This is a genomic window from Plantactinospora sonchi, from assembly GCF_036422035.1.
GTDB lineage: Bacteria > Actinomycetota > Actinomycetes > Mycobacteriales > Micromonosporaceae > Plantactinospora > Plantactinospora sonchi.
The window spans coordinates 463,632-477,573 of the sequence record NZ_JAZGQK010000001.1 but is presented as its reverse complement, the minus strand read 5'-3'; the positions used below and the strand labels follow the sequence as shown (position 1 = coordinate 477,573).

Annotated in this window: 10 protein-coding genes; 4 read left to right on the top strand and 6 right to left on the bottom strand. The window is 71.7% G+C overall.

Annotated features, from left to right (window positions below):
• The first annotated feature begins 214 nt into the window (after window positions 1-214).
• Complete coding sequence (locus tag V1633_RS02135; RefSeq protein WP_331212363.1) at window positions 215-964, top strand: Rv3235 family protein; 750 nt, start codon at window positions 215-217, stop codon at window positions 962-964.
• 300 nt (window positions 965-1,264) lie between these two features.
• Here the strand turns inward: V1633_RS02135 and secA are convergent, their stop codons facing one another.
• Window positions 1,265-4,135, bottom strand: a complete 2,871-nt coding sequence (gene secA / locus V1633_RS02130) for a preprotein translocase subunit SecA (RefSeq protein WP_331212362.1) — start codon at window positions 4,133-4,135, stop codon at window positions 1,265-1,267.
• 197 nt (window positions 4,136-4,332) lie between these two features.
• Between secA and V1633_RS02125 the strand changes: the two genes are divergently transcribed.
• On the top strand, window positions 4,333-5,544 hold the full coding sequence (locus V1633_RS02125) for a GNAT family N-acetyltransferase (RefSeq protein WP_331212361.1): 1,212 nt from the start codon (window positions 4,333-4,335) through the stop codon (window positions 5,542-5,544).
• Between the two features lie 191 nt (window positions 5,545-5,735).
• Here the strand turns inward: V1633_RS02125 and hpf are convergent, their stop codons facing one another.
• The 5 genes from hpf to mtrA form a co-directional block, all read right to left on the bottom strand.
• On the bottom strand, window positions 5,736-6,395 hold the full coding sequence (gene hpf / locus V1633_RS02120) for a ribosome hibernation-promoting factor, HPF/YfiA family (RefSeq protein ID WP_331212360.1): 660 nt from the start codon (window positions 6,393-6,395) through the stop codon (window positions 5,736-5,738).
• Between the two features lie 360 nt (window positions 6,396-6,755).
• The gene (locus V1633_RS02115) at window positions 6,756-7,469 is read right to left on the bottom strand and encodes a ComF family protein (RefSeq protein WP_331212359.1); all 714 of its coding nucleotides are present in this window, start codon (window positions 7,467-7,469) and stop codon (window positions 6,756-6,758) included.
• 15 nt (window positions 7,470-7,484) lie between these two features.
• Entirely contained in the window at window positions 7,485-9,296 is a 1,812-nt protein-coding gene (locus tag V1633_RS02110) for an LpqB family beta-propeller domain-containing protein (RefSeq protein ID WP_331212358.1), read from the bottom strand.
• A complete protein-coding gene (gene mtrB / locus V1633_RS02105; protein ID WP_331212422.1) occupies window positions 9,293-11,086 on the bottom strand; it encodes an MtrAB system histidine kinase MtrB in 1,794 nt (597 codons plus the stop codon). The genes V1633_RS02110 and mtrB overlap by 4 nt, the downstream gene beginning before the upstream one ends.
• A 75-nt stretch (window positions 11,087-11,161) precedes the next feature.
• The gene (mtrA, locus tag V1633_RS02100) at window positions 11,162-11,851 is read right to left on the bottom strand and encodes an MtrAB system response regulator MtrA (protein ID WP_331212357.1); all 690 of its coding nucleotides are present in this window, start codon (window positions 11,849-11,851) and stop codon (window positions 11,162-11,164) included.
• A gap of 517 nt (window positions 11,852-12,368) precedes the next feature.
• Here mtrA and V1633_RS02095 point away from each other — a divergent pair.
• Both V1633_RS02095 and V1633_RS02090 read left to right on the top strand, forming a co-directional pair.
• The gene (locus V1633_RS02095; protein WP_331212356.1) at window positions 12,369-13,214 is read left to right on the top strand and encodes a hypothetical protein; all 846 of its coding nucleotides are present in this window, start codon (window positions 12,369-12,371) and stop codon (window positions 13,212-13,214) included.
• On the top strand, window positions 13,211-13,822 hold the full coding sequence (locus V1633_RS02090) for a DUF4129 domain-containing protein (protein ID WP_331212355.1): 612 nt from the start codon (window positions 13,211-13,213) through the stop codon (window positions 13,820-13,822). The genes V1633_RS02095 and V1633_RS02090 overlap by 4 nt, the downstream gene beginning before the upstream one ends.
• The last annotated feature ends 120 nt before the right edge of the window (window positions 13,823-13,942 follow it).

The following is a 13,942-nucleotide window of genomic DNA, read 5'->3' as shown; positions in this document are numbered from 1 at the left end:
GCGCGAGGTCCCGCGCGTCCGGTCGGGTACGCCCCGCCGATGCCCACTGGGCGCTACCGGTTCGACCGACAGGTTCCGGCCGGTCGGTAGGTAACAAGCCGGCGAACGTCGGGTCCGGAGGCGACGAACGCATTGACGACGAACGCTGGGTCGGCTAGGAATTTAGCCTGTCGGAGGCAAACGAAAGCAAACGCAAGATCATGGAGGATCCCGGATGCATTCCACGCGCAGCCGGCCGCCGGTCCGTCCCACCGTGCGACTGCGCCCCGTGCCGCCTCTCGACCCGCCGTTCGACGACGAGTGCTCTCCCGAGGTCTGGTTCGGGCGGCCGGGTGACCTGGCCCTTGCCGATTCACCCGGCCGGGTCGTCGGCGCCTGCCCCGACCCGGACCAGCGAAGGACCGTCAACCGTCACACCCCCGAGGGCGGCTCCGGGATCCGCGCGGGCGCGTCCACCGACTCCAGTGGCCCCGCCGCCCGTCCCGCCCCACATACCCGACGGCTACGGGCACCGGCCGCTGTGCCGGTCCCCCGGCCGACAACCGCGCCGAGCGGTGGACCGGCGGCCGACGGCCTCGGGCAGACCGTCGCGGGGGCGGTGGTCGAGAGCTTCGCCGGTGCCAGCGCCGAGGCGCGCCGGGCGGCGAAGGCATTCCTCGACTCGTGCCTGGAGATCGTGAACGGATACCGCCCGGCCGGGCACATCCGATCCCGCTGCAACCCGGCCGACGCCGGCGGTGTGGTGGAGAGGCTCGCCTCGGCCGCCACCCGGATCTCCGGCCGTCGCCGCCCCGGCCAGCCGCCACGCACGGTACGGCTGCGGCGGCTGCGGGTCTGCGAACCGCGCCCCGGGGTCGTCGAGGGCGCCGCCGCGGTCGGAGTGGCCGGCCGTACCTGGGCGCTGGCGTTCCGCATCGAGCAACGTCAGGGCAGGTGGGTCGGCGTCTCGGCCGAGATGCTCTGAGCCGGCCGACCGGCAGGACTAGGGGCCGACGGACCGCTCCGGCCGCCCCCGGGCGACCTGCCGGCAGGCAGGGCCGGGCGACCGGCCGGCAGGACCCGGTCGGCAGGACCGGCCTTGAACACCGCGCGACCGGGCAGCCGGGACCGGCCCGAAACGCCGCGGGGGCCCGCCCGCCCCCGGGGGGGGGGGGGGGGGGGCCCGGGGCGGGGGCGGCGCCGCCGCGGGGCCGCGGGGACCGCCCCGACACGCCGCGCGACCGGGCGGTCCGGGGGGGGCGGGGCCCCGCGGAACGGTCAGCGGTCAGGCGCCGCCGGGCGCCCCGTGACACCGCTTGTACTTGCGGCCGGAGCCGCACGGGCAGGGCGCGTTCCGGGACGGGGCGTTGGCCGCGCCGGTGGCCTGGCCCTGCGCGGGGCGTCGGGACACCGCCGGGGCCGGCGGGCCGCCCACGCCGAGCGCCGGCGCCTGCGGCTGGGGCCGCTCAACCGCCACGCCGCCGGTGGCCGGGGCCTCGCCGTCGATGGTGGGAGCCGAGTACTGCAGCCCCTGGGTCCGGGGAGCCCGGCCCAGGCCCTTGGCCCGGATCTCCACCGGCGGGTCGGCCGGCCCGGCCTCGGGCCCGGCACCCGTGTCGGTTGCGTCGGGCGTGGCCGGCTTGGCCTCCTCGACCTGGACCTCCACGTTGTAGAGGAAGCCGACCGTCTCCTCCTTGATCCCGTCCATCATGGTGGCGAACATGTCGAAGCCCTCGCGCTGGTACTCCACCACCGGGTCGCGCTGGGCGTACGCCCGCAGGGTGATGCCCTCCTGCAGGTAGTCCATCTCGTACAGGTGCTCGCGCCACTTCCGGTCGATCACCTGGAGCAGCACCATCCGCTCCAGCTGGCGCATCGCCTCGCTGCCGAGCTCCTCCTCGCGCCGCTGGTACGCCGCGAACGCGTCCTCCTTGACCTGGGCCAGCAGGAAGTCGGCGTCCAGGCTGTTGCGCTCGCCACCGGCCTCCTCGACCAGGTCCTCGATGGTGACCCCGATCGGGTAGAGCTGCTTGAGGCTGGCCCAGAGCTGTTCGAGGTCCCAGTCCTCGGCATAGCCGTCCGCGGTCGCACCGGTCACGTACGCCGTGATGGTGTCCTCGATCATGTGCTGGATCTGGTCGTTCAGATCCTCGCCGTCGAGCACCCGCTTGCGCTCGGCGTAGACCACCTGGCGCTGCTTGTTCATCACCTCGTCGTACTTGAGGACGTTCTTGCGGATCTCGGCGTTCTGGCCCTCGATCTGGGCCTGGGCGCTCTTGATCTGGCGGGTGACCATCTTCGACTCGATGGGCACGTCCTCGGGGATGTTGAACCGCTCCATCACGGCCTCGACCGCACCGGCCCGGAACCGCTTCATCAGCTCGTCCTGCAGCGACAGGTAGAAGCGGGACTCACCCGGGTCACCCTGCCGGCCGGACCGACCGCGCAGCTGGTTGTCGATCCGCCGCGACTCGTGCCGTTCGGTACCCAGCACGTAGAGGCCGCCGACGGCGGAGACCTCCTCGGCCTCTGCGTCACACGCCTGCTTCCACCTGGGGAGGATCTCCTCCATCGCCTTCGCGTAGTCGTCCGCGTGCTCCACCGGGTCCAGGCCACGCTGGCGCAGCTCGGTGGCGGCCAGGTACTCCGGGTTGCCGCCGAGCAGGATGTCCGTACCACGGCCCGCCATGTTGGTGGCCACCGTGACGCCGCCCTTGCGTCCCGCCTGGGCGACGATCTCCGCCTCCTTCGCGTGGAACTTGGCGTTGAGGACGGCGTGCGGGATGCCCCGGCGACGCAGCAGCTGGGAGAGGATCTCCGAGTTCTCCACCGAGACCGTGCCGACCAGGACCGGCTGACCGACGGCGTGCCGCTCGGCGATGTCCTCGACCACCGCGTTGAACTTGGCCTTCTCGGTCTTGTAGATCACGTCGGGGCGGTCGAGCCGGATCATCGGACGGTGGGTCGGGATGGTGACGACGCCGACCTTGTAGACCTTGTTGAACTCACCGGCCTCGGTCTGCGCCGTACCGGTCATCCCGGACAGCTTGCTGTAGAGCCGGAAGTAGTTCTGCAGGGTGATCGTGGCAAGAGTCTGGTTCTCCTGCTTGATCTCCACGCCTTCCTTGGCCTCGATGGCCTGGTGCATGCCCTCGTTGTAGCGGCGACCGTGCAGGATCCGGCCGGTGAACTCGTCGACGATCAGGACCTCGCCCTCGCTGACGATGTAGTCCTTGTCCCGCTTGTACAGCTCCTTGGCCTTGATCGCGTTGTTCAGGTAGCCGACCAGCGGGGTGTTCACCGACTCGTAGAGGTTGTCGATCCCGAGCCGGTCCTCGACCTTGCCGACGCCCCGCTCGGTCACCGCGATGGTCCGCTTGGCGTAGTCGACCTCGTAGTCGCCCTCGCCGTCCTTGCCGGACTGCAGCCGGTCCACCAGCCGGGCGAACTCGCCGTACCAGCGGGCGGAGTGCTCGGCCGGGCCGGAGATGATCAGCGGCGTACGGGCCTCGTCGATCAGGATCGAGTCGACCTCGTCGACGATCGCGAAGTTGTGCCCCCGCTGTACAAGATCGTCCTTGCTCCAGGCCATGTTGTCCCGGAGGTAGTCGAAGCCGAACTCGTTGTTGGTGCCGTACGTGATGTCGGCCTGGTACGCGGCCCGGTGCTCGACGGACGGGCGGTTCGGCAGGACCACCCCGACGGTCAGCCCGAGGAACTCGTGCACCCGGCCCATCCAGGCGGCGTCCCGCTCGGCGAGGTAGTCGTTCACCGTGACGACGTGCACACCCTTGCCCGAGAGCGCGTTCAGGTACGCAGGGAGTGCCGAGGTCAGGGTCTTGCCCTCACCGGTCTTCATCTCGGCGATGTTGCCGAAGTGCAGCGCCGCGCCGCCCATGATCTGCACGTCGTAGTGCCGCTGGCCGAGCACCCGGGAGGCCGCCTCGCGCACCGTGGCGAACGCCTCGGGCAGCAGGTCGTCGAGGGTCTCGCCGTCCGCCAGCCGCTCCCGGAACTGGTCGGTCATGCCGCGCAGCTCCGCGTCGGTGAGGTTGACGAAGTCGTCCTCGATCGAGTTGACGGCAGCGGCGATCGCCTTGAGCCGGCGCAGCATGCGCCCTTCGCCCGCGCGAAGGACCTTTTCCAGAATCGACACGGATCAACGCTCCCCTAGACAGTCTGCCGAACCATCGTAGGCGCATCACCGGCCCTGCCGTCAGTCACGGCGCCCTCCGGGTTCACGGAGCCCGACATTTCGCCCGATGAGGGTGCCGCCGCGCACGAAATCCGATTACGCCGAGCGCGAACCGGCTGCGACCATGCCCGGATGAAGTTCGTTGACAGGATGACCAGATGATCCGGGACGTCCCGGTGGAGTCCGTCGCCATCGCCGAGGCGGGGCTGCTGCTGCGGCCGTGGCGGTCCGAGGACGCCGAGAACGTGTACCGGGCCTGCCAGGATCCGGACATCCAGCGCTGGACCAGGGTACCGGCGCCGTACCGGCTGGAGCACGCCACCGGTTTTGTCACCCGGACCGCCCCGGACGCCTGGTCGACCGGGACCGGCGCTCCGCTCGCGGTCTGCGACGCGGCCACCGGCGAACTGCTCGGCTCCTGTGGGCTGGTCGCGATCACACCCGGGCTGGGTTCGGCGGAGGTGGGTTACTGGACCGCACCCTGGGCCCGGGGCCGTGGCGTCGCCGTCCGGGCCACCCGGGCACTGTGCCGGTGGGCGTTCCGGGAGTTGGGTCTGCGTCGGATCATCTGGCAGGCCGAGGTCGGCAACTACGGTTCCCGGCTCGTCGCGCTCCGCGCCGGCTTCCGGATCGAGGGGCGGCTCCGACTCGCCGAGCCGCACCGGACCGGCATCGACGACGGCTGGATCGGCTCCCTGCTGCCCGGGGACCTCGACGGCCCGGACCCCGAGGGTGCCGAGACCGCGCTCCCCGGGGGCCCCGGCACGCTGGAGGCCCGCCGGGCCGCCGTCTTCGGTACCGCCCAGCCGGTGCTCTTCACCCGCGCCCCCGACGGTACGGAGCTGCGGCTGCGCCCCCTCGACGAGTGCGACCTGGACGGGCTCGTGACGACGTGCCGGGACCCGGAAACGGTCCGCTGGACCACCGTGCCGGACCCGTACCAGCGATCCGACGCCGAGTTCTTCGTCCGCGAGCACGGCCCGACGGTGTGGCGCCGGGGTACCGGCGCGGCGTTTGTCATCGCCGACGACAACGACGAGTTCGCCGGCGTCATGGAACTCCGGCTGTCACCGGCTGATCCCCTGGTCGGCGACCTGGGATACCTGGTCGCCCCGTACGCGCGGGGGCGGGGCTACTGCCCGGCCGCGGTGACGGCGATCTGCACCTGGGGGTTCACCACCCTCGGGCTGGCCCGGATCGAGTGGCGGGCCAACGTCGGCAACACCGCCTCGCGACGGGCGGTGGAGAAGGCCGGTTTTGTCATCGAGGGCACCGCCCGGCACGCGCTGAACCATCGCGGTACCCGGACCGACGCCTGGCTCGGGTCGCTGCTTCCCGCCGACCTCGGGCTCGTCGCGGGCACCCGCTGACATCGTCGGCCCTGCCGGGCCGCCGGCGGCGCCGGACAGCGCCCACGACGGCCGGTCACACCGGCCCGACCCGCGACCGGACCATCGGAGGGCGGGCCGGTCAACCGACCGGTCGGCGGGGCGGTGAACCAGCCGGTCGGCGGCCTCGCCGGGCCCGGGAAGGCCCGGGCCCGGCGGGCAGGTGCCGACGGTCAGTGCGCCAGCGCGATGATGCCGTAGTCGTAGCCCTTGCGTCGGTAGACGACGCTCGGTCGGCCCGACTCCTTGTCCAGGAACAGATAGAAGTCGTGCCCGACGAGTTCCATCTGGAACAGTGCGTCGTCGACGGTCATCGGCTCGGCGGGATGCACCTTCTCCCGGGCGATGTGCCAGGGCTGCGACTCGTCGTACTCCTCGTAGCCGTCGAACTCCGGCTCGGCGTCCGCCCGTCCGTCCCGGGTCTGTTCCGGGGCGGGCCTGGTGAGGGTGGCCACGGCGCTGTCGCCGAAGTCAGCCACCGGAAGGTTCGCGGTGGCCTCGGCGACGGAGAGCGGGGCGTGCCGGCCACGGTGTACGCGGCGGCGGTCGGCGGCCCGGCGGAGCCTGGTGTCGAGTTTCGCGATCGCGGCGTCGAGCGCGCAGTAGAAGTCCTTCGCACACGCCTCGGCGCGGACCACCGGCCCCCGGGAGATGCAGGTAATCTCTATTCGCTGGCAGTGATCGGACTGTCGCGGATTGCGTTCGTGAAAAAGTTCCACGTCGACCCGAATGAGTTTGTGATCGTAGCGCTCGATCTTCGCGAGCTTGTCGGCTACGTGTTGCCGGTAATGGTCCGGCACTTCGACGTTTCGGCCCTTGACCACGAGATCCATGCGTGACCTCCCTGCGCCATCGGAGAGTCGTGCAGAAACAAAAATCCCGGTCAGCCCGCCCCCTGGGAAGTCCATTCGGCTCGACCGGATCGCTGCGGTTGCGCCTCCTTCCAGGTGCTCCCGGGGCCTTGGAACACCCCTCATACCCCCGGTGAACAAAACGCTAACGCCTATCGGGCCGACAGTCACCCCACTCACCAAGACCAATTCCGGAAGATGTCACCGCCGACGCGATAGAGTGAATGCGCTGACACCCAGAGTCAGCAGCGGGTGGACCGACTCGTACGCAGGTCAACCGGTGCGTGGCGTTCTCCGCACAGGTGAACCGCGCGACCGGCGTACCGTCCGGAGGCAGCGCGGTCAGCCGCGCCTGCGCCGCTCGGTCGCGGCGAGCACGGCCGCGGCGTACACCGGGATGCCCGCGTCCCGCAGCGACCGGGTCACGGCGGCGAGGGTCACGCCGGTGGTCACGATGTCGTCCAACACCACGACGGCCCGACCGGCGGCGGCCCGGCGAGCGGCCGGCACCCGCGCCGTACGGGCCGGAAACGCCGCGTGCGCCGCAGCCGCCCGGCCCGCGCTGTCCAAGGTGGCGGAGTCCGGCCGGGGCAGCGCCCGGAGCGGATGCGCGGCCGCCACCGACCAGCCGGCCGCCCGCAACCGGAGGCCCGCCTGCCGGGCCAACCGGCGTAGGTGGTCGCCGTGCCGGTCCCGGACCGCCCGCGCGGTCGCCGGTACCGGCACCAGCAGCACCGGCCGCCGCTCCCCGACCGCCTCCGCCACCACCTCGGCCAGCAGCCGGCCCAACGGCCGGGCCAGTCCGTGCCGTCCCCGCTCCTTGTACGACAGCAGCGTCTCCCGCAGCACGCCCTGGTACGGGCCGAGGGCCACGCAGCCGGGCAGGCCGACGGGAGCCGGTGTCGGGCGGCTCGGCGCCGGACGCAGCGCCGCGAGTTCGGCGACGCAGGAGGCACAGGCACCCTGCCGCAACGACAGCCGGACACCCCGGCAGCCGGCGCACTCGGTGGGCAGCACCAGATCGGCCAGGTCCGACCAGATCCCCGCCGGTGCCACTGTCCGCCCTCGCCGTCAGTAGAGGTAGAACGGCGCGGTGGGGGTGGCCGAGCCGGGCGGGAGTCCGGCGGCACCGGCAACCACCTGGTCCCGACCGATCGGTGTGCCGGTGCTGTACGCGACCTGGTTGGCCTCGTACAGCGGAGGGCGGTTCAGCGCCGGGACATCCGGGTTCTCCGGGTACGTCGCCAGGTGGGTGACCGCCGCACCCACATCCGTGACCTGCGCCGACTCCTGTGCCCCGTCCACGTTGAGCTTGTAGACCGCGGCCCGGCCGTTGCCCTCCACGCCGGCGACCACCAGGGAGTTCTCCCCGTACCAGTCGACGGCGGTCAGGTCACGCAACGAGGTGGCCAGCCGACGGGACGGCCCGACGCTCAACGTGCCGTCGACCGTGCGGACCCCCGCGACGTACAACCGGCCACCGGCGATGAAGGCGATCCGCTGACCGTCCAGCGCCGCTCCCACCGCGGTCACCCGGCCCGGCGCGCCGGTGAGCTGCACCGGCCGCAGCACCGCGCTGTCCGTACCGAACTCGTGGAGTCCGTCGTCCGCCACGACCAGTCCGGTCGGGCCGGCGTTGCCCGCCGTCTTCAACCACACCGGCCGGGTCATCGCGGTGAAGGATTTTCCGGTACGGAAGTCGCGGACCGTGCCGATACCCGCGCCGGTACGCAGTCGTACCCCGGTTCCGTCCCTGGTCACCAGGGCCGCCGAGATCGTCGCGCCGTCCCGGCTCAGGCTCGCCGCGACGATGTCCTGGTTGGCCTCCGGCACGATCGGCACGGTCTGGTCCTCACCCGGCTCGGTCAGCGGGTACACCGTGCCGGCGAGCACCCCGTACCGGGCCGGGGGGTCGCCGAGCTGGTAGAGCGGGTGGTCCCGACGCCAGTCCTCGGCGACCGCGATCTTCCGACTCTGGTTCTGGATCTTCAACTCGAGTTCGTTGTACAGCGTCGGGTTCAACTTGAGCGACCAGACGATCTGGTTGAAGAGCTTGTCCAGCTCAAGGTTGGTGTCGAGCGCCCCGGCCTTCACCGAGAGGTTCACCTCCAGCCGGCCGCCCTCCTTCGGCGCCGGCACGTTGCCCAGCGGACCGGTGCCGTCCGGCAGCCGTACGACGGACGTGCCGAGCCAGTCCGCCGGGCCGCCGATCAGCCAGTCGAGCACCTCGGTCGCCTGCCGTTGGACCGGTACCGTGACCGGGAGGTAGCGCAGGTCGGGCACCAGGGCGTCGCGGTTGACGTTCCAGAAGTAAATGGTGTGTTCCTGGTAGTAGTACCGCAGCGCCTCGTCGGTCATCAGCAGTACCGGTGGCGGGTCCAGCACCCAGAGCCCGCCGGCCTCACCCGGATCGGTCGGCATCCGTCCCACCGTGAACGTGTACGAACTCTCGGTGGCGATCGGTTCGCCGATGGACCCGTTGGCCCGCAGCACGCCCACCTGCTGCACCCGCTCGATGGTGATCGAACTGGTGCCGTCGCTGTTGTACGTGACCAGTGGCGGCGCGTCCAACCGGATGAGGGTGACCTCGTTGCCCGGCTGTGGCGTCAGCCACTTCTCCTCCACGATGAAGTCGTTGAACCGCTTGTACGCCTCGTCCGGCTCGCCGGCGGCCGCGGTCAGGAAGTCCTGGGCGAACCGGAGCGGATCGACACTGCTCTGCGTACGACTGCGCGGCGGCTCGGCCGAGCGGGCCGGCGGTCCCGTCTCCGCCTGCGGTCCCGAGCCGTTGACCCGGACCTCGGTCTCGTCCGGGATGCCACAGGCCGCCACCGCCGGCAGGAGCATCGCGGCGACCACCACGACGCAGAGCCGTCGCCTCATCGCGTCACCTCGCTACGTCCGGTCTCGATCGGAGTCCTCGGCCCGGCCGGCTGATGGGGCGGCGCTGCCCGGTCGGCCGGCTCGGTCAGCGCCTCCGGCCCCTGCTCCCGCGCGTCCGGACCGGCCGACGGCTCCGCCTCCGCCAGCGGCTCCGCCTCCCGGCCGCCCGGTCCGATCGCCAGCCTGTCGACGGACCACCGGACGGTGACCACGTCGGGCGCATCGGCCGGCACCAGCCGCAGCGGGGACGAGGTCAACCGGTCCCCGGCCCGGGTGGGCAGGGTGAGCCGGAACTGGGCACCCGCACCCGGAGCGCCCCAGGCCTCCAGCCAACCCCCGTGCAGCCGGGCATCCTCCAGGCTGATCGACAACCCCAGTCCGGTGCCGCCGGTCTGCCGGGCCCGCGACGGGTCGGCCCGCCAGAACCGGTTGAAGACCAGCTTCTCCTCACCGGGCTTCAGACCGACCCCGTGGTCACGGACGGTGACCGCCACCGCGGTCTCGTCCGCGCCGAGGACCACCTCGACCGGCTTGCCGACCCCGTGCTCGACGGCGTTGCCGACCAGGTTGCGCAGGATCCGTTCCACCCGGCGTGGATCAACCTCGGCGATCACCGGGGCGTCCGGCACCACCAGCCGCAGCGGCGTTCCGCACCGGCGGGCCAGCGACTCCAACCGGTCGGTGACCCGACGCACCACCGGCACCAGGTCGGTGGGCTCGGCGTCGAGCATGGCGAAGCCGGCATCGAACCGGCTGATCTCCAGCAGGTCGGTGAGCAGGTCCTCGAACCGGTCGAGCTCGGCGTGCAGCAGCTCGGCGGTCCGGGTGACCGCCGGGTCGAAGCCGTCCCGCTCGGCGTAGATCAGGTCCGCCGCCATCCGTACGGTGGTGAGCGGGGTACGCAGCTCGTGCGAGACGTCCGAGGTGAACCGCCGCTGCAACCGGGACATCTCCTCCAACCGGACGATCTGTCGTTGCAGGTTCGTCGCCATCTGGTTGAACGAGGCGGCGAGCATCGCCAGGTCGTCCTCGCCGTTGACCACCATCCGTTGGTCGAGCAGCCCGGCCGACAGCCGCTGGGCGGTCCGGGCGGCCACCCGTACCGGATTGACCACCAGCCGGGTGACCAGGCCGGCGAGCAGCCCGAGCAGGACGACCAGCGCGAAACCGGTGGCCAGTACGGTGGACCGGGACCCGGCGGCGATCTGGTCCCACCGGGTCAACGGGACGAAATAGTAGAGTTCGACCTGGCCGAACCGGGTCGGCACCGGCGAGCCGTAGATCAGGTACTTCGTGCTCTGCCCGGTGTTGAACAGGTCACCGGTACGGATCTGGTCGGCGACCTTGCCGCCCTTGACCATCTCACGCAGCTCCGGACTGAGGATCTCGTCCACGTCCACCTGCGGCGAGGTCGCGGACGAGACGTCCGGGAACTTCCCGGCCCGCAGCGCCACCACGACCCCGCCGAGCTGTGCCGGGTCACCGCCGGCCAGATAGTTGACCGTGCTCTCGAAGGTGGCCTTCAGCCCCTGCTCGGAAGGGGTGGTGTGGTTGCTGAGCTGTTTGGCCGCGTACTCCTGACCGTCGGAGAGCCGGCCCATGACGTCCCGGCGGGCGTTGTCCAGCACGATGTCGGTGATGTTGTGCACCACCAGGTACGCGAAGCCGCCGACCAGCAGGCTCGACGCGACCAGCGTGATGGTCACGACCCGGACCTGCAGTGAGCGCCGCCAGGTACGGTGCAGCCCGGCCGCCGTCGCCGCGCCCCGGACCGTCCCGGCGCGCCACAGCCGTCGCCCGACCGGGACGACGTGGGCGAGCAGGGCGGAGAGCAAGGTCAGGGTGCGGGCCACAGTGCACCCAGGCTATCCGGTGCCCGCCTTGTAGCCGACTCCCCGCACGGTGAGGATGACCTCGGGTCGTTCGGGATCCGGCTCGATCTTGGCGCGCAGCCGTTGCACATGCACGTTGACCAGCCGGGTGTCGGCGGCGTGCCGGTAACCCCAGACCTGCTCCAGCAGCACCTCGCGGGTGAAGACCTGGCGCGGCTTCCGGGCCAGCGCCACCAGCAGGTCGAACTCCAGCGGGGTCAGCTTGACCTCCTCGCCGTCCCGGCTCACCGTGTGGGCCGGTACGTCGATGCTGATCTGGTTGCCGGGCGGGCCGATGGTCAGCAGTTCGGGCGCGGCGTCCTCGCCCCGCCGCAGCCGGGCCCGCATCCGGGCCACCAGCTCCTTGGGCTTGAACGGCTTGACGACGTAGTCGTCGGCCCCCGACTCCAGCCCGAGCACCACGTCGACGGTGTCACTCTTGGCGGTCAGCATGACGATCGGGATGCCCGACTCGGCACGGATCGCCCGGGCCACGTCGATCCCGCTCATTCCCGGCAACATCAAATCGAGCAGCACGATGTCGGGCCGGTTCTCCCGGAAAGCGGTCAGCGCCCGCTCGCCGTCGGCGACGAACGACGGCAGAAACCCCTCGCTGCGCAGCACGATGCCGAGCATCTCGGCAAGTGCGGGGTCATCGTCGACGACCAGTACCCGGGCTCTCATGGAACTAATCTTCCATCCTCTGCTCAACACCGTGGGTCCCGCGCCCGCCGGGGCGGTGGGTCGCGTCGTCAAACCATGGTCATGAAGCGCAGTAGCTTACCGTGGGCAGCAATGGGGGCACCAGCCTCCGAGCAGCCGAGCCAGGCGCGTATGTCCTGCTCATCGCCGTCCGGACGAGCCCCGACACCACCAGGACGAACACTCACCGCCAACAGTTTGCTCACTGAGGGTCACCACGACAGAGGATCACCGCTGTCGGGACCGGCGACCGTCGTCCTCGGCACCGGGCAGCCTCCGCCGCCGCGACCACCGCCGTCGGCGCGGGCAACCCTCGCCGCCCACGACCGCGACCGGCGTCATCGGGACCGGATCGTGAGCGGCCCGGTCGGCGGCCCGGCACCTCCGACACCGACACCCCACGCGATCGACCCGTGCGGCCTCCCGGACGGATGACCCGACGTGTCACCATGACTCCTGCATATCCCCCGCTCCCCCCACTGCCCCGCCAGGAGTGCGTTTGTCCGACGCTGGCCCGACCGCCGTACTGCCCATGCGTCCGCTCACGGTCGGTGAACTCCTCGACTCGGCGGTGCTGCTCTTCCGCCACCAGGCCCGGACGCTGCTGCCGGTCGCCGTCGGACTCGCCGCCTCGGAACAACTCCTGCTGTATCCGCTGCGTCTCGTGGCCGGCGTCGCGCCCCCGGGCTACCTGCCGGACTTCGACAACCTCAGCGCGTACTGGCTCCTGCTGGCCGTCGGGGCGGCCTGCGAGATCACGATCATCGCGCTGCTGGGCAACGTGGCGGCCCGCGCGGCCGGGGCACTGCTGGTGGATCCCGGGACGCCGGTACGGGGACTGCTCCGTCCGGCCGGCGCGCGGTACGGCCCGTCCCTGGCCGCCGCCGCGATCGGCGGTCTCCTCATGTTCCTGGCCGCTCTCGTCATGCCCGCCTGGGTGGTCGCCGTCGCGCTGCTCGGCGGCCTGACACCGGCGGTGGTCCTGGACCGGGTCGGGCCGTTCCGGGCGCTGGGACGCTCGGTCTCCGTCGCGTTGCGGATCAGTGGCCGGGCGGCGGGAATCCGGGTACTCGGCTACCTCGTCTGGTGGATCCTCCGGGTCGGGCTGGCGATCGGCGTCTTCGCCGGCCTGGACGGTGTCGGCCTGCTCGACCCGACCTGGATCGTCCCGTTCGGGGCGGTGCTCTGGACCGCCATCAACGCCGTCGCCTACAACGTGCTCGCCTGCCTCGACGCCGTCGTCTACCTGGAGACCCGGATCCGTACGGAGGGAATGGACATCGCCATCGCCCAGGCCCGCCGTACGGGCCGGCTCCGCACCGCACCGTCGGCGGCCGACCAGTGAACGTCAGTCGATGGTGGACCGAGACCACGGCGGCGCTCGGCGACCGCGTCCCACTGCCGCTGGCCGCCCTGCTGCTGGTGCTGGCCGCGATCCTGGTCTCGCTCGCCTGGTACCACTTTCCCGCCTGGGTGCCCCGGCGGCTGCCCCGTTGGCGGCTCTCCCGGCGGTGGCGACGACGGCGACCGCGTCCGGTGCCGGAGGCGGCACCCGAGCCGGTGGTCGAATCCGAGGAGGAACCGGAGTCGGGGCTGCCCGACGTGCCGGCAGCGACGCTGGTGTCGCTCGCCGACCGGCTGGCCCGGGACGGCCGGTACGCCGAGGCGGTACGGGAACGACTCCGGGGCATGGTCCGCGGACTGGTCGACCGCCGGGTGCTGGAACACCGGGCCGGGATGACGGTCGTCGAACTCGCCACCGAGGCGGCCCGGAGCCGGCCCGAGCTGGACCAGCCGCTGCACGACGCGGGCCAGATCTTCTCCGACCTCTGGTACGGCCAACGTCCGGCCCGGCGGGAACACGACGATCGGATGCGTGAACTCGCCGCCGAACTGGACGAGGTCCTCGCCGGCCGACCACGACCCGGCGGGAACGGGAGTGCCCGGACATGACGACCACCCCACCCCCGGACCGGACAGGCCGCACGACCGGACCAGCGGGACCGACGGGCACCGCCGGCGAACGAGCGTCGTCGCCGGCGGCGACCGTCGCTGCGCCAACAGACCGGGCCA